At 59.9% G+C, this 14,176-nt stretch carries 18 protein-coding genes; 8 read left to right on the top strand and 10 right to left on the bottom strand.

Annotated elements, in window-relative coordinates:
- From nusB to nrdR, 6 genes are all read right to left on the bottom strand, one after another.
- Positions 1 to 498, bottom strand: coding sequence for a transcription antitermination factor NusB (gene nusB, locus RYA97_RS05270; RefSeq protein WP_002555426.1), 498 nt, complete (start codon positions 496 to 498; stop codon positions 1 to 3).
- Positions 495 to 971 carry a 6,7-dimethyl-8-ribityllumazine synthase gene (gene ribE, locus RYA97_RS05265; RefSeq protein ID WP_002555427.1) on the bottom strand — a complete coding sequence of 159 codons (477 nt, stop codon included), beginning with the start codon at positions 969 to 971 and terminating at the stop codon, positions 495 to 497. Before ribE ends, nusB begins: the two co-directional genes overlap by 4 nt.
- Before the next feature lie 129 nt (positions 972 to 1,100).
- Positions 1,101 to 2,192: a bifunctional 3,4-dihydroxy-2-butanone-4-phosphate synthase/GTP cyclohydrolase II gene (gene ribBA, locus RYA97_RS05260; protein WP_005745957.1), complete on the bottom strand. Its 1,092-nt coding sequence runs from the start codon at positions 2,190 to 2,192 to the stop codon at positions 1,101 to 1,103.
- Between the two features lie 21 nt (positions 2,193 to 2,213).
- Positions 2,214 to 2,876: a riboflavin synthase gene (locus RYA97_RS05255; RefSeq protein ID WP_002555429.1), complete on the bottom strand. Its 663-nt coding sequence runs from the start codon at positions 2,874 to 2,876 to the stop codon at positions 2,214 to 2,216.
- Positions 2,877 to 2,923: 47 nt separating this feature from the next.
- The gene (gene ribD / locus RYA97_RS05250) at positions 2,924 to 4,024 is read right to left on the bottom strand and encodes a bifunctional diaminohydroxyphosphoribosylaminopyrimidine deaminase/5-amino-6-(5-phosphoribosylamino)uracil reductase RibD (protein WP_316892014.1); all 1,101 of its coding nucleotides are present in this window, start codon (positions 4,022 to 4,024) and stop codon (positions 2,924 to 2,926) included.
- A 41-nt stretch (positions 4,025 to 4,065) separates the two neighbouring features.
- Positions 4,066 to 4,530: a transcriptional regulator NrdR gene (gene nrdR, locus RYA97_RS05245; RefSeq protein ID WP_002555431.1), complete on the bottom strand. Its 465-nt coding sequence runs from the start codon at positions 4,528 to 4,530 to the stop codon at positions 4,066 to 4,068.
- Between the two features lie 176 nt (positions 4,531 to 4,706).
- On the opposite strand from nrdR, the gene RYA97_RS05240 reads away from it, so the two are divergent.
- From RYA97_RS05240 to trxA, 3 genes are all read left to right on the top strand, one after another.
- Positions 4,707 to 5,156, top strand: coding sequence for a hypothetical protein (locus RYA97_RS05240; RefSeq protein WP_002555432.1), 450 nt, complete (start codon positions 4,707 to 4,709; stop codon positions 5,154 to 5,156).
- Positions 5,153 to 5,806: a class I SAM-dependent methyltransferase gene (locus tag RYA97_RS05235; protein WP_316891984.1), complete on the top strand. Its 654-nt coding sequence runs from the start codon at positions 5,153 to 5,155 to the stop codon at positions 5,804 to 5,806. Before RYA97_RS05240 ends, RYA97_RS05235 begins: the two co-directional genes overlap by 4 nt.
- Before the next feature lie 273 nt (positions 5,807 to 6,079).
- Complete coding sequence (gene trxA, locus RYA97_RS05230) at positions 6,080 to 6,952, top strand: thioredoxin (protein ID WP_316891983.1); 873 nt, start codon at positions 6,080 to 6,082, stop codon at positions 6,950 to 6,952.
- Positions 6,953 to 7,006: 54 nt separating this feature from the next.
- On the opposite strand, the gene RYA97_RS05225 is transcribed toward trxA, so the two are convergent.
- Both RYA97_RS05225 and RYA97_RS05220 read right to left on the bottom strand, forming a co-directional pair.
- Complete coding sequence (locus tag RYA97_RS05225; RefSeq protein ID WP_004655852.1) at positions 7,007 to 7,360, bottom strand: hypothetical protein; 354 nt, start codon at positions 7,358 to 7,360, stop codon at positions 7,007 to 7,009.
- A gap of 61 nt (positions 7,361 to 7,421) precedes the next feature.
- Complete coding sequence (locus RYA97_RS05220; protein ID WP_004655855.1) at positions 7,422 to 7,844, bottom strand: nuclear transport factor 2 family protein; 423 nt, start codon at positions 7,842 to 7,844, stop codon at positions 7,422 to 7,424.
- 280 nt (positions 7,845 to 8,124) lie between these two features.
- On the opposite strand from RYA97_RS05220, the gene RYA97_RS05215 reads away from it, so the two are divergent.
- The 5 genes from RYA97_RS05215 to RYA97_RS05195 all read left to right on the top strand — a co-directional run bounded on the left by RYA97_RS05215 (position 8,125) and on the right by RYA97_RS05195 (position 12,082).
- On the top strand, positions 8,125 to 8,712 hold the full coding sequence (locus RYA97_RS05215; RefSeq protein ID WP_005753216.1) for a DUF2796 domain-containing protein: 588 nt from the start codon (positions 8,125 to 8,127) through the stop codon (positions 8,710 to 8,712).
- A gap of 69 nt (positions 8,713 to 8,781) precedes the next feature.
- Positions 8,782 to 9,492: an ABC transporter ATP-binding protein gene (locus RYA97_RS05210; RefSeq protein ID WP_316891982.1), complete on the top strand. Its 711-nt coding sequence runs from the start codon at positions 8,782 to 8,784 to the stop codon at positions 9,490 to 9,492.
- A 1-nt stretch (position 9,493) separates the two neighbouring features.
- Positions 9,494 to 10,759: an ABC transporter permease gene (locus RYA97_RS05205; RefSeq protein WP_316891981.1), complete on the top strand. Its 1,266-nt coding sequence runs from the start codon at positions 9,494 to 9,496 to the stop codon at positions 10,757 to 10,759.
- An 8-nt stretch (positions 10,760 to 10,767) separates the two neighbouring features.
- Complete coding sequence (locus RYA97_RS05200; protein ID WP_002555440.1) at positions 10,768 to 11,292, top strand: DUF3299 domain-containing protein; 525 nt, start codon at positions 10,768 to 10,770, stop codon at positions 11,290 to 11,292.
- A 103-nt stretch (positions 11,293 to 11,395) separates the two neighbouring features.
- Positions 11,396 to 12,082, top strand: a complete 687-nt coding sequence (locus tag RYA97_RS05195; RefSeq protein WP_004666334.1) for an OmpW/AlkL family protein — start codon at positions 11,396 to 11,398, stop codon at positions 12,080 to 12,082.
- Positions 12,083 to 12,366: 284 nt separating this feature from the next.
- Here RYA97_RS05195 and RYA97_RS05190 read toward each other — a convergent pair whose 3' ends face one another.
- Both RYA97_RS05190 and RYA97_RS05185 read right to left on the bottom strand, forming a co-directional pair.
- Complete coding sequence (locus tag RYA97_RS05190; protein WP_005745965.1) at positions 12,367 to 13,296, bottom strand: NAD-dependent epimerase/dehydratase family protein; 930 nt, start codon at positions 13,294 to 13,296, stop codon at positions 12,367 to 12,369.
- Positions 13,289 to 14,173, bottom strand: a complete 885-nt coding sequence (locus tag RYA97_RS05185) for a sugar nucleotide-binding protein (protein ID WP_002555443.1) — start codon at positions 14,171 to 14,173, stop codon at positions 13,289 to 13,291. Before RYA97_RS05185 ends, RYA97_RS05190 begins: the two co-directional genes overlap by 8 nt.
- Positions 14,174 to 14,176 lie beyond the last annotated feature (3 nt).

Raw genomic sequence — 14,176 nt, 5'->3', positions numbered from 1 at the left:
TCAGCGCTTGTGGGCCTTCACTTCGACTTCACGCAGGCGCGGTGCCAGCTTGTCCAGCACGCCATTGACGAACTTGTGGCCGTCAGTAGAACCGTAGACCTTGGCCAGCTCGATGCCTTCGTTGATCACAACGCGGTAAGGCACGTCGATGCGCTTGAGCAGCTCGAAGGTGGACAGGCGCAGGACGGCCAGTTCAACCGGGTCGAGTTCTTCGATGGTCAGGTCAAGGCAAGGCGAGAGCGCGGTGTCGATCTCGGTCTTGTTGGTGGCCACACCGTGCAGCAGTTCACGGAAGTAGGCGCCGTCGACATTGCTGAAATCGTTGTCGACACGAAACTGTGCTTCGATCTCGTTCAACGCATGGCCAGCCATGTGCCACTGATAAAGGGCCTGAGTAGCCATCTGCCGCGCTTCGCGACGTTTGGCACTTTTGCCCTTGGCAGCTTCCGGCGATTTGGCGTCGCGCGGGTTGAACTGGTCGGTATCGTCGGAAATCACTTGGCCTCCAGCTGCGACAGCAGGCTTACCATTTCAATGGCGGAGAGAGCAGCTTCAGCGCCCTTGTTACCGGCCTTGGTGCCGGAACGCTCGATGGCCTGCTCGATGGAGTCGACGGTCAGTACGCCGAAAGCGACCGGAACGCCGAACTCCATGGACACCTGAGACAAGCCTTTGACGCACTCGCCTGCAACGTATTCGAAGTGCGGAGTACCGCCACGGATCACCGCACCCAGCGCGACGATGGCCGCGAATTCGCTGCGCTGGGCAACTTTCTGCACGACCAGCGGGATTTCGAACGCACCCGGCGCACGGATGATGGTGATGTCGCTTTCGCTGACACCGTGGCGTACCAGCGCATCAACGGCACCGCTAACCAGGCTTTCCACGACGAAGCTGTTGAAACGGCCCACTACCAAGGCGTAGCGGCCTTGTGGGGCGATGAAGGTACCTTCGATGGTCTTCAAGGTCATTCGGTGAGTCTCGTATTAAAGAGCAAGCCCGCCTTGGGGCGGACTTTGAGGGATATTAGGCCACGAATCGCAACTGTCAGGCCAAAAGCTGCGAAAAACCGTCTTTCGCACGCCCCGACCTGCCGGTATTTATTCGGAGGGCACGTATTCTACAACTTCCAGATCGAAACCGGATATCGCATTGAACTTCATCGGTGAACTCATCAGGCGCATTTTGCGCACGCCGAGGTCACGAAGGATCTGCGAACCGGCACCCACCGTGCTGTAAGTGGTCGGCGTCTTGATCGGTTGCTGCCCTGCCGTTTCGCGAATGTGAGCCAGCAGCACATCGCCATCCAGCGGATGACCGAGCAACAGCACAACGCCACTGCCAGCCTCGGAAACCGCTCGCATGGCGGCGCGCAGGCTCCAGCGGCCGGGCTGTTTGACCATCAGCAGGTCGCGCAACGGGTCCATGTTATGAACGCGCACGAGGGTTGGTTCTTCTGCGCAGATCTTGCCCAGGGTCAGCGCCAGATGCACATCTCCCTCGACCGAATCGCGGTAGGTCACCAGGTTGAAACTGCCCAGTTCGCTGTCCATCGGCTGCTCGGCAATCCGCTGAACGGTACGTTCATGGATCATCCGGTAGTGAATCAGGTCGGCAATGGTGCCGATCTTGATGTCGTGTTGCCGGGCAAATTCTTCAAGTTCGGCGCGACGCGACATGGTGCCGTCGTCGTTCATGACTTCGCAGATCAGCCCCGTCGGTTCGAAGCCGGCCATGCGCGCCAGGTCGCAGGCCGCTTCGGTATGACCGGCGCGAGCCAGAGTGCCACCGGCCTGAGCCATCAGCGGGAAGATGTGCCCCGGGCTGACGATGTCTTCGGCTTTGGCTTCTTTTGCGGCGGCAGCCTGAACGGTACGTGCCCTGTCAGCTGCGGAGATACCAGTGGTCACACCTTCCGCGGCTTCAATGGAAACGGTGAACTTGGTGCCGAAGCCGGAGCCATTACGCGGTGCCATCAGCGGCAGTTTGAGGGTTTCGCAGCGCTCGCGGGTCATCGGCATGCAGATCAGGCCACGGGCGAAACGCGCCATGAAGTTGATATGCTCGGGCTGCACGCATTCGGCGGCCATGATCAGGTCGCCTTCGTTCTCACGGTCTTCGTCATCCATGAGGATGACCATCTTGCCCTGGCGAATGTCTTCAACCAGTTCTTCGATAGTGTTGAGCGCCACGCGGCACCCCCTTCAATCAATTCAGGATTTGAGGTAGCCGTTTTCGGCCAGAAAGCTTTCGGTGATCGTGCCGTGGCCAGGCTCGGCGGCCTTGTCGCCCAGCAGCAGGCGCTCCAGGTAACGTGCCAGCAGGTCTACTTCCAGGTTGACCTTACGGCCAGGCTGGTAGTCGGCCATGATGGTTTCGCTGAGGGTGTGCGGCACGATGGTCAGTTCGAACTCGGCACCATTGACCGAGTTGACCGTCAGGCTGGTGCCGTCGACCGTGATCGAGCCTTTATGGGCGATGTATTTGGCCAGCTCGCGCGGAGCACGCACCGTAAACTGAATGGCGCGGGCGTTATCGGCACGGGAAACAATTTCGCCCACGCCGTCGACATGGCCGCTGACCAGATGACCGCCCAGACGCGTGGTCGGAGTCAGGGCCTTTTCCAGGTTGACCCGGCTGCCGCTCTTCAGATCGACGAAGGCAGTTACGGTCAGGGTTTCACGACTGACGTCAGCCCAGAAGCCGTCGCCGGGCAATTCGACGGCGGTCAGGCATACGCCATTGACGGCAATGCTGTCGCCGAGCTTGACGTCGCTCAGGTCGAGCTTGCCGGTTTCCACGTGAACGCGGACGTCGCCGCCCTTGGGAGTCAGGGCGCGGATGCTGCCGATGGATTCGATAATGCCGGTAAACATGGGTCCTCCGGGAGAACAAGGGCTGCGCGCAAGGCGAAAGCCGGGAATTATACGCCGGGTGCGCGCACAGGGAGAGCGATGACTCGCCAGTCATTACCGACGGCACGCATTTGCACGATGTTCAGCTCCAGCGCTTCGCTCATCTGCGCCAGCGGCAGGTCGAGCAGCGGCCGGGCCGATGAGCCGAGAAACTTGCCGGCAATGAATATCTGAAACTCATCGACCAGCCCGAGGCGCGCAAAGGCACCCGCCAGCCGCGGACCGGCTTCGACCAGCACTTCGTTGACGCCACGCGTGGCCAGTTCGCCCATCAACTTGCGCAGGTCCACATGACCGGCGCTGTCAGCCAGTGCCAGCATTTCGTGGCCTTCTTCCTGATAGCGACCTCGCGCCGACGCCGCAGCACAGGTCACGACCAGCGCATTGCCCGCCTGAAAGAACGGCGCGTCCAGCGGCACACGCAGACGACCGTCAATCAATACCCGCAGGGGCGGACGCGCAGCGGCCAGCGCGGTCAATTCTGCATTGAGACCCAACTCATCGGGGCGCACGGTGAGGCGGGCCTTGTCGGCCAGCACCGTATCGGCTCCGGTCAGCACTACGCTCGACTGCGCGCGCAGACGCTGAACGGCGGAACGCGCCTTGGGACCGGTGATCCACTGGCTTTCGCCGCTGGCCATAGCGGTTCGGCCATCCAGGCTCATGGCCATCTTCACGCGTATGTAGGGCTGTCCGGTTTCCATGCGCTTGAGAAAGCCTTTGTTCAGCGCTCGCGCTTCGCTTTCCAGCACGCCGCACTGAACGCCGATACCGGCATTCATCAGGCGCAACAGGCCACGACCGGACACTTCAGGGTTGGGGTCCTGCATGGCCGCGACGACCCGCGCCAGCCCGGCGTTGACCAGCGCATCGGCACAGGGCGGCGTGCGCCCCTGATGGCTGCACGGTTCAAGGGTGACGTAGGCGGTCGCGCCTCTGGCAAGTTCGCCGGCCTGGCGCAGGGCATGCACTTCGGCATGCGGCTCGCCAGCCCGTACATGCCAGCCCTCACCGACGATCTGGCCGTCACGCACAATAACGCAGCCGACGCGCGGGTTGGGGTGCGTGGAGTAGAGCCCGTTACGCGCCAGCTCCAGCGCACGCGCCATGTAATGAACGTCGAGAGCCGCCTGTTCAGTCAGCAATGCACTTATTCCTTACCCGGCTCGCGGGCCAGACGGTCGATTTCTTCACGAAATTCGTTGAGATCCTGAAAGCGGCGGTACACCGAGGCGAAGCGGATGTAGGCCACTTCATCGAGCTTTTGCAGCTCGGCCATGACCAGTTCGCCAACCACCAGCGATTTGACTTCGCGCTCGCCGGTCGCCCGCAGCTTGTGCTTGATGTGCACCAGTGCCGCCTCAAGTCGCTCGACACTCACCGGACGCTTTTCAAGCGCACGTTGCATACCGGCGCGCAGTTTTTCTTCATCGAAAGGCTGACGACTGCCATCCTGTTTGATCAGACGCGGCAAAACCAGCTCGGCAGTTTCGAACGTCGTGAAGCGCTCGCCGCAGGCCAGACACTCGCGTCGGCGGCGTACTTGCTCGCCTTCGGCGACGAGGCGGGAGTCGATGACTTTGGTGTCATTGGCACCGCAGAAGGGACAGTGCATGGTGGCTGGCAACGAAAGAATGAGGAGCGCCATGTTAGCGCATCCTGCTGGCAAGACAAGGCTGAGGGTTTGCGGTATATAGACGCGCATTAAAGCGATGTGAAATTGCCTGCGCTCGGTAATACTGCATGCATGGCGTCACTCAGCCTTTCAATTTTTGTCTTGTGGAGCTCTTGATGACGTTACGCCCCGTTATTCTACTCGGCCTCATTGGCTTGCTGGCCGCGTGCAGCAGCAATGACGCGCCAAAACCGGCTGCGGCACCGCCCGTCGCCCCGGCAATCAAAGTGCCTGCCGGGCCCGGCCCGCTGCAACCGTACCAACGTGAACTCAGCGGGCAACTGCTCGGCGTACCTGCCGGGGCCGAGGTCGAACTGGCGATGCTGGTGATCGACGAGCGCGGTCGTCCACAGAAGCTGCTGACCAACACCTTGCTGAAGGGCAACGGCCAGTCATTGCCGTTCCAGTTACGCTTCAACCCGGAAGCCTTTCCGGTAGGCGGGCGTGTCGAACTGCGCGGCCGTGCCAGTCAGTCGGGGCAATTGATACTGCACCTGCCGTCGATGCGCATCGACCAGCCCACCACTCAAGCGCTGGGGCAATTGCAATTCGTCAAGGCGCCATGATTGCTCCGCGACACCTTCAGGACGCGCTGAGCAAACTGCTCGGCGACGCCCGGCTGGTTGTCACAACGTTGCCGGGCACTGAGCTGAAACTGTGGCTGATCGACGATGCCAACATGGACCGTGCCTTCAGCCCGGATGAAACGAGCCGCATTCTGGAAGAGCCACCGTATTGGAGCTTCTGCTGGGCCAGCGGCCTGGCTCTGGCGCGCTTTCTGGCCGAAAACCCGTACTGGGTGGAAGGCAAGCGGGTACTGGATTTCGGTGCAGGTTCGGGCGTGGCAGGTATTGCCGCGCTCAGGGCAGGAGCACTTGAGGTGGTGGCCTGTGATCTCGACCCGTTGGCGATCGCTGCCTGCCGGGCCAATGCCGAACTCAACCAGGTGCAGTTAAGCTACTCGACGGATTTTTTCGCCGAAGCGGATCGTTTTGATCTGATTCTGGTTGCCGACGTGCTGTACGACCGCGCCAACCTGCCACTGCTGGATCAATTTCTGTCCCGGGGCCGCCAAGCACTGGTGGCAGACTCCCGCGTGCGCGACTTCAAGCATGCTGCTTACCAGCGCCTGACGATGCTGCATGCGCACACCCTGCCGGACCTGGCTGAACCCCACGAGTTTCGGGATGTGAGTCTGTATCACGCGGCGCGGTGAGCGCTAAATAACAGCTCGGGAGCGCTCAGCTAAACGGTCTCTGTAGGAGCGAACTGGTTCGCGAAGGAGGTCGTTCAAACGATAAATTTCCAGAGAATTTTCCGTCCCTTTCGCGAACACGTTCGCTCCCACGGCCTTCGGCCAGAATCAAAAGCAGATGTGTGGATAGCGCTGAGGGTGCGGGGCAAGGATGATGCCCCACCGCCGACGCCGCTTTCAGCATTGCCCTGCGGGCTTTATAGTTGGCGGCATTCAGATTCTTCGAGACGTGCAATGAGCCAGGAAACTGTTTACATCTTCGACGCAACCGCCGCGAACTTTGATCAACTGGTGATCGAAAAGTCGTTCGACCAGCCCGTACTGGTCGATTTCTGGGCCGAGTGGTGTGCGCCCTGCAAGGTCTTGATGCCCCTGCTGCAGCAAATCACCGAGAGTTATCAGGGCGAATTGCTGCTCGCCAAGGTCAATTGCGACATCGAGCAGGACATTGTTGCGCGTTTCGGTATTCGTAGCCTGCCGACCGTGGTGCTGTTCAAGGACGGCCAGCCGGTGGATGGTTTTGCCGGAGCCCAGCCTGAATCGGAAATCCGCAAGATTCTCGAACAGCATGTCGTCATGCCGCCTCCGCCGGCCGCCGATCCACTCAAGCAAGCGCAAGAGCTGTTTGCCGAAAGCCGTTTTGCCGAAGCCGAAGCACTGCTCAAGGCGCTGTTGGGCGAAGACAACACCAATGCCGCAGCACTGATTCTGTATGCGCGCTGCCTGGCAGAACGTGGCGAACTGAGCGAGGCAAAGGCAGTGCTGGATGCCGTTACCGGTGATGCACACAAAGCCGAGCTGGCGGGTGCCAAGGCGCAACTGACGTTCCTGGCACAAGCGGCCACCCTGCCGGATGTGGCCGAACTGAAAAGTCGTCTGGCGCAAAACCCTCAGGATGACGAAGCGGTGCATCAACTGGCGATTCAGCAATTGTCGCGTCAACAGTACGAAGCCGCGCTGGATGGCCTGCTCAAACTGTTCATTCGCAATCGCAATTACGCCGAGGGCCTGCCGCACAAGACGCTGCTGCAAGTGTTCGACCTGCTGGGCAATGAGCATCCACTGGTGACCGCATACCGTCGCAAGCTGTTCGCCGCGCTGTATTAAGCCAGCTTGCCACCGGCACCGCGCGGGTGCCGGTGACTGAACAACCAGGTCAGATCACGTCGCGTCGACCCAGCTGTACAGCGGCGCATCCCCGCCGCTCTCGACCTTCACGTTCGCAGAGTGACGCAGGCGCACCAGCAAATGCTTGCCTGCCGCGGTACTGCCGGCCAGCCCTTCCAGTTGCCCCAGCAGATCCGGTCCACTCATCTGCCCGGCCTTTTGCAACAACTCCTGTGCGACCTGCCACAGCCTGTCGTCCTGGTTGAGCGGCTTGCTCTCGACCACGGCGGCCGATAAGTCGGGAGCTGCCGCCTTGAGCTGCGCGCCCAGTTGCGCCCAGTCGCCTTCGTCCAGTTCAAGAGTCAAATCCACCGGCCACTGGCCTACGGTTCCACGAATACGCAACATGATGTGTACCTGCTGACAGTCAGGCATACATGCTCCCACAGGCTGGCGCGCATGCCCATGATCAACCGTAACGCCACTGGCTGATGACCGGCTCTTTGCCGTTCATGAAGTTGCCAAGCGCCCGCACGTCATAGACATTTTCCCAATGCTCGACAATTTTGCCATCACGAAACCGCCACAGGCCGCAAAACGGCATGATGATCTTCCGGCCCTCACAACTGGCGCGCATCTCTCCCAGTACCGAGCCATAGTGCTCGTTGGCAATGATGTCGTGGACATCCATGTAGAGGGTCTGACGTGTGCGCCTGATCAGATTGATTTCGTGGGAAAGCACTGCGTCCTTGCCAATGGCTATGGACAAGCCACCACCAGCGCCCTGATCGGCTTTGTGCAGCACAATGTCAGCGTCGGCGAATTCGGTAATTCGAGTTGGATCCTTGTACACCGCACGCAGGATTTCTCTATTCGGATGGAGCTTGTTCATGAGTATCTTCCCTGATGTCACACTCGGCTGGCGATGAAAACCCTCTCGGCGCATCCGGCGCAGGTACAGCGATTTTCATTTTTCAGAGTAGGACCTGATGACGCAAAGGCTGAGACTACTTCAGCATAAGCATGGGCCAGGGTATTCCAGATAACGCCGCCAGATAACGGTCCATGAAGACCGGATAGTCCAGTGCTTGAACAAAAACACGTCCACGCACACCGGCACTTGTTATAAGATCACATAACAAATTTCATCAATATTGTCCCCGGAGTCCGCTATGCGCCGTTTGCTACTCGCCTTGCCTTTCGCCCTGTTGCCACTCGTTGCTGCCCACGCAGCCGAAGTACATGACCATGATCACGGCGATGAACACGGCAGTCTGGGAGCCCACGAGCATGGCGTAGGACGTCTGGATGTGGTGCTGGAAGGCAAGACGCTGGAATTTGAATTCGACAGCCCGGCCATGAATATCGTCGGTTTCGAGCACGTTGCAACTTCGGATGAAGACAAGGCCAAAGTCGCCAAGGCGCGCGAGTTGCTACTCAAGCCCAACGCGCTGTTCAGCATCGCCGATGCCGCCAATTGCTCGGCCACCTCGGTGAAACTGGAAAGCCCGCTGTTCGGCGACAAGGATGACGATCACGATGAGCACGCCCAGGGCGGCGATGCCGATCATCATGAGCACAGCGAAATTCACGGTCACTACAAGTTCGTCTGTGACGCACCGGCCGTTCTGAAGAGGCTCGACCTGTCGCAAATCTTCAAAACCTTTCCCGACACCAAGAAGCTTCAGGTACAACTGATCTCGCCAGGCGGCCAATCGGGCGCAGAAGTGATCGCAGCCAACCCAACGCTGAAATTCTGATTGCACTCTGCGGTACAACGACCGGGCCTCGCCCGGTCTTTTAATTTCCAACCTAGCGTGAGTCAGCCCATGACCCAAGCACTGATCGAGCTATCGAACCTGAGCTTCAACTGGCCAGGCCATCCGCAGTTACTGGACATCCCTGAATTTTGCCTGCAAACCGGCGAAACCCTGTTCCTCAAAGGCCCCAGCGGCAGCGGCAAAACCACTTTGCTGGGCTTGCTGGGCGGCGTGCAAAAACCTGTCAGCGGCAGCATTCGCCTGTTGAATCAGGACCTGTCGACACTGTCGGCGGCAGCACGTGATCGCTTCCGAGTCGATCACACCGGCTACATCTTTCAGCAGTTCAATTTGTTGCCGTTTCTGTCGGTGCGAGAAAACATCGAGCTGCCCTGCCACTTTTCCAACGTCCGCGCCGAGCGTGCGAAGCAACGCCACGGCAGCGTCGAAAAAGCGACCACCACCCTGCTCGCCCACCTGGGCCTGAAAGACCCGGCGATGCTGACGCGACGTGCCGACTCACTGTCCATCGGCCAGCAACAACGCGTGGCCGCGGCCCGTGCGCTTATCGGTCAACCTGAACTGGTGATCGCCGACGAACCCACTTCGGCGCTGGACGCCGACTCTCGCGAAGCGTTCATTCGCCTGCTGTTCGCCGAATGCCGCGAGGCCGGGGCCAGCCTGCTGTTTGTCAGTCATGACCAGAGCCTGGCACCGCTGTTTGATCGCAATCTGTCGCTCAGCGACCTGAATCGCGCCGCCGTCGCCGTGGAGATTTGAGATGTATCTGTTTCGTCTGGCCATGACCAGCCTGGCCAACCGCCGTTTCACCGCGTTTCTCACTGCCTTCGCCATTGCGCTGTCGGTGTGCCTGTTACTGGCCGTAGAGCGGGTGCGCACCGAAGCCCGCTCCAGCTTCGCCAGCACCATCAGCGGCACCGACCTGATCGTCGGCGCACGTTCCGGTTCGATCAACCTGTTGCTGTACTCGGTATTTCGCATCGGTAACGCCACCAACAACATTCGCTGGGACAGCTTTGAGCATTTTGCCCAGAGCAAACAGGTCAAATGGGCGATCCCGATTTCGCTGGGCGACTCCCATCGTGGCTATCGGGTGATGGGCACCAACGAAGCGTATTTCGAGCACTATCAGTTCGGTCGCCAACAACATCTGGAAATGGCCGAAGGACGTGAATTCAAGACTGACCCCTTTGAGGTAGTGCTGGGCTCGGAGGTCGCCAAGGCGCTGCATTATAAATTGGGCGACAAGCTGGTACTGGCGCACGGTGTGGCGGCGATCAGTCTGGTCAAGCATGACGACAAGCCGTTCACCGTGGTCGGCATACTCAAGCCGACCGGTACACCGGTGGACCGCACGCTGCATATCAGCCTGGGCGGCATGGAAGCCATTCATATCGATTGGCACAACGGCGCACCGGCGCGAGGCAACGAGCGTATCTCTGCCGATCAGGCACGCAATATGGATCTGACGCCGACTGCGATCACCGCCTTCATGCTGGGTTTGAACAGCAAGATCTCAACCTTCAGCCTGCAACGCGAAATCAACGAATACCGTGGCGAGCCCATGCTGGCGATTCTGCCCGGCGTGGCGCTGCAAGAGCTGTGGAGCCTGATGGGCACCGCTGAAAAGGCACTGTTCGTAATTTCGCTGTTCGTGGTGCTGACCGGTCTGATCGGCATGCTGACCGCGATTCTCACCAGCCTCAATGAACGACGCCGGGAGATGGCCATCCTGCGCTCGGTCGGCGCACGGCCCTGGCATATCGCAAGTCTGCTTATACTTGAAGCCTTCGCCCTGGCACTTGCGGGTGTCATCAGCGGCCTCGCACTGCTCTATATCGGCATCTTCGTGGCCAGAGACTACGTGCTCGACAACTACGGTCTGTACCTGTCGTCTATGCCACCTGGCCAATATGAATGGACCCTGCTCGGTGCCATTCTCGGTTGCGCGCTGTTGATGGGAACCGTGCCAGCCTGGCGAGCCTACAGGCAGTCACTGGCCGACGGACTGTCGATTCGTTTATGAGGACCTTCATGATGCGGCGCATGCTACTCACTCTGCTGCTTTCGGTTTCCACTCAACTGTGGGCCGCCGAGCCGCGTGAACTGACCTGGAATGACATGATTCCACCTGATGCACCCGTGGTGAAGCCGGTAACGGCTCCGATACACGATATGTCCAAGCTGTCCGATGCACTGGCCATGGAGGCAGCGCCTGCGGCCCATCAACTGGCTCCGCATGCGCCAGTGGTCAAGGCACTGGATGGCAAACTGGTGCGTTTACCGGGCTACATCGTGCCACTTGAGGTCAGTGAGGAAGGCAGAGTGACGGAGTTTTTGCTGGTGCCGTATTTCGGTGCCTGCATCCATGTGCCGCCGCCGCCAGCGAACCAGATCGTGCATGTCACGAGTGAGCTGGGTGTGAAGGTCGATGAGCTGTATCAGCCGTACTGGATCGAAGGACCGATGCAGGCCAAATCGTCTACCAGCGAACTGGCAGAAGCGGGTTATCAGATGCAGGCAGACAAGATACTTGTCTACGAGTTGCCGGATTCATAAGGATGACGAGGTTCCCAGCGATTTCATTGAGCTGAGTCAAAGTCGCCGCTCGACAGCGCTTTAACATTATGCCCATAAATTTTGACTGATCTCTGGAGCCTCCATGAACAAGCACTTGCTACGCGCGTCTGTTGTCGCGCTTGCCATCGCCGCCCCGGTCGCGGCACATGCCTACGAGCCTGGCGACTTCATCGTTCGCGCCGGTGTTGCGCACGTCCAGCCCAATGAAGACAGCGGCGAAGTCCGTCTGGACGGTGCCAAGGTCTCCGGCACCAAAGCCACTGTCGATGGCGAAAACCAGCTCGGTCTGACCTTCGCTTACATGCTGACCCAGCATGTCGGCATCGAGCTGCTGGCTGCTACACCGTTCAGCCACACCGTTTCAGTAAAAGGCCTGGGGCCAGGCCTGGACGGCAAGCTGGCTGATATCAAGCAACTGCCGCCGACGCTGTCGTTGCAGTACTACCCGATGGAACCTTCGTCGAAATTTCAACCGTATGCGGGCGTGGGTATCAACTACACCACCTTCTTCGATACCGACCTGACCGGCAATCGCAAGGATCAGGGTTTCAGCAACCTCAAGCTCAAGGACTCGGTTGGTCTGGCTGCTCAGTTGGGCATGGACTACATGATCACTGACAACGTACTGGTCAACGCCTCGGTCTGGTACGTCGACATCGATACCAAAGCGACTGTGGACGGCCCTTCTGCCCTGGCCGTCGGCAAGACCAAGGTCGACGTGGACATCGACCCGTGGGTGTACATGGTGGGCGTGGGTTACAAGTTCTGACCTGCACACCTTCAAGCGCCACACACACAAAGGCACCCTTATCGGGTGCCTTTGTGTTTTGTGGTTTGAACTCTGCGTGCTGGATTCCTGATTATCGTGCCGTGATTTAACCCGCGCCCGGACTCCTGGCTATCGTGCCGATGCTCCGCGTCGGCATGCAGTTCGTGACGCTCTGCGTCACAAATAGGCGCGGCACCGCACGCTCAAGAGCGGACGCAGAGCGTCCAGAAATGCATCACCACGCAGAGCGTGGGGACGATCAGCACTTACAGTCGATGCGGGGCTCATTGCCCCATCAGCAACTCAAGCCCACGAACCAGTGGTGTCGGCTCATCAATGCTGAAGTGCTCCAGCAGACGCTGGTTACTGGCCCGTGAATGCTTGATATCGCCCGAGCGCGGTGCCTGATAGCTCACTTCCGGCTGTTTCCCGACCACTTGCGAGAGCGCGGCCAGCAGCTCGTTGAGCGACGTGGTCTTGTTCAGGCCGACGTTGATCGCGCCCTCGATGGCGCTTTCCCGTGACAGGGCCTGCAGCAGCAGCTTGAGCAGGTCGCCTACGTAGAAGAAATCGCGTGTCTGCTCGCCATCGCCAAACACGTTGATCGGCAGGCCTTTCTGGATGCGTTCGGCAAAGATGCTGATCACGCCCGAATACGGCGACGACGGATCCTGGCGCGGGCCGAAGATGTTGAAGAAGCGAAAGATCACCGGCTCCAGACCATGCTGACGGCGGTAGAAGTCCAGGTAGAACTCGCTGGCCAGCTTGTCCGATGCGTACGGAGTCAGCGGTGCTTTGGTGGTGTCTTCGGTGATTGCTTCGCCTTCGCCGTTGTTGCCGTATACCGCCGCGCTGGAAGCAAAGATCACGCGCTTGATGCCCGCTTCGCGCATGGCCTCACAGACATTCAGTGTGCCGATGAAGTTGCTTTGATGGGTGCGCACCGGGTCGTCAACTGACGCCTGAACCGAGGCCACCGCTGCCAGGTGCACCACAGCCTTACAGCCTTGCGCAGCGCGCTTGACCAGCTCGGCATCGGCTACGTCGCCTTCGATCAGTTCAACCCGCGGGTTGTCGAGCGGCAGATTGCTACGCTTGCCCGCCGAGAGGTTGTCGAGGATACGCACGCAATGCCCGTCGGCAAGCAATGCATCGGTCAGGTGCGAGCCAATGAAACCCGCACCTCCCGTAATCAGAACAGGGGCGTCAGACATGTCGATAATACCGGTCCAGCAGGCTTGGCAAGCCGGCCCGCCAGGCGCGGGGCTTGATGCCGAAAGTGTGGAGAATTTTCTTGCAGGCCAGCACCGCGTGCTGCGGTTCCTCGGCTGCATCGGGACGCGCGGCGTGAGCCTGTGCGGTGGGCGATTCAATGGCCAGCGGGTGCAGCAGACGTGCTTCGGTGAGCACCGCCTGACCCAGCGCCAGTGGCGTGGTCGCTTCGTGCCCGGCGTAGTGGTACGTGCCCCACAGCGGCGCTTCGCAATCGAGTTGCTTGACGATTGAAATAATCACCCGTGCCGCATCATCGACCGGCGTCGGGTTGCCGCGTCGATCATCGGCCAGCAGCAGCTCTCCGGGTTCTTTGGCGCGCGAAAGAAAGCGGCCAAGCACGCCATCAGCGCTGTCATCCAGCAACCAGCCAAAACGCACAAGCACATGTTGCGGACAGGTGGCGCGCACGCTTTGCTCGATACGCCACAGCGCCTGACCGCGCAGACCCAAGGGCACTGGCTCGTCTTTTTCGCTGTAGGCAGTCGCGCGCGAGCCATCGAACACACGATAACTGGAAGGCTGGACCAGCGTGATGTTGTGGTGCTGACACAGTTCGGCCAGACGCTCGACAGAGCGCTCCTGGTGGGTCAGGCGCGCTGCGCTCACGGTCTCCGCCTGAAACCAGTCGAAATAGTAAGCAAGGTTTATCAGGGCATCGGGGCGGGTGTCATCAAGCAGTTGCGTGAGGCTCGCCACGTCCCAGCCGTCTTGCGGTGGACGTGGTGCGAGGAAACCAATGTCTTCCTCGGCACCCAGACGAATCAGCGCCTGCCCGAGGGCATTCCCGCCGCCCAACAGCATAAGGCGCATTCGCATAGA

The sequence above is a fragment of the Pseudomonas syringae group sp. 26L6 genome, from assembly GCF_032587815.1.
GTDB classification, from domain to species: Bacteria; Pseudomonadota; Gammaproteobacteria; order Pseudomonadales; family Pseudomonadaceae; genus Aquipseudomonas; species Aquipseudomonas amygdali.
This window is presented reverse-complemented; position numbering and strand designations above follow the sequence as displayed.

Excerpts from the sequence above, each read along its gene's own strand:
- ribD (WP_316892014.1), bottom strand. The coding sequence starts at position 4,024 with ATGGCGCGTGCGCTGGAGCTGGCGCGTAACGGGCTCTACTCCACGCAC.
- RYA97_RS05235 (WP_316891984.1), top strand. The coding sequence starts at position 5,153 with ATGATTGCTCCGCGACACCTTCAGGACGCGCTGAGCAAACTGCTCGGC.
- RYA97_RS05255 (WP_002555429.1), bottom strand. The coding sequence starts at position 2,876 with ATGTTTACCGGCATTATCGAATCCATCGGCAGCATCCGCGCCCTGACT.
- RYA97_RS05190 (WP_005745965.1), bottom strand. The coding sequence starts at position 13,296 with ATGTCTGACGCCCCTGTTCTGATTACGGGAGGTGCGGGTTTCATTGGC.
- RYA97_RS05220 (WP_004655855.1), bottom strand. The coding sequence starts at position 7,844 with ATGAACAAGCTCCATCCGAATAGAGAAATCCTGCGTGCGGTGTACAAG.
- RYA97_RS05225 (WP_004655852.1), bottom strand. The coding sequence starts at position 7,360 with ATGTTGCGTATTCGTGGAACCGTAGGCCAGTGGCCGGTGGATTTGACT.
- RYA97_RS05240 (WP_002555432.1), top strand. The coding sequence starts at position 4,707 with ATGACGTTACGCCCCGTTATTCTACTCGGCCTCATTGGCTTGCTGGCC.
- RYA97_RS05185 (WP_002555443.1), bottom strand. The coding sequence starts at position 14,173 with ATGCGAATGCGCCTTATGCTGTTGGGCGGCGGGAATGCCCTCGGGCAG.
- RYA97_RS05215 (WP_005753216.1), top strand. The coding sequence starts at position 8,125 with ATGCGCCGTTTGCTACTCGCCTTGCCTTTCGCCCTGTTGCCACTCGTT.
- RYA97_RS05205 (WP_316891981.1), top strand. The coding sequence starts at position 9,494 with ATGTATCTGTTTCGTCTGGCCATGACCAGCCTGGCCAACCGCCGTTTC.
- ribE (WP_002555427.1), bottom strand. The coding sequence starts at position 971 with ATGACCTTGAAGACCATCGAAGGTACCTTCATCGCCCCACAAGGCCGC.
- RYA97_RS05200 (WP_002555440.1), top strand. The coding sequence starts at position 10,768 with ATGATGCGGCGCATGCTACTCACTCTGCTGCTTTCGGTTTCCACTCAA.
- RYA97_RS05195 (WP_004666334.1), top strand. The coding sequence starts at position 11,396 with ATGAACAAGCACTTGCTACGCGCGTCTGTTGTCGCGCTTGCCATCGCC.
- nrdR (WP_002555431.1), bottom strand. The coding sequence starts at position 4,530 with ATGCACTGTCCCTTCTGCGGTGCCAATGACACCAAAGTCATCGACTCC.
- trxA (WP_316891983.1), top strand. The coding sequence starts at position 6,080 with ATGAGCCAGGAAACTGTTTACATCTTCGACGCAACCGCCGCGAACTTT.
- RYA97_RS05210 (WP_316891982.1), top strand. The coding sequence starts at position 8,782 with ATGACCCAAGCACTGATCGAGCTATCGAACCTGAGCTTCAACTGGCCA.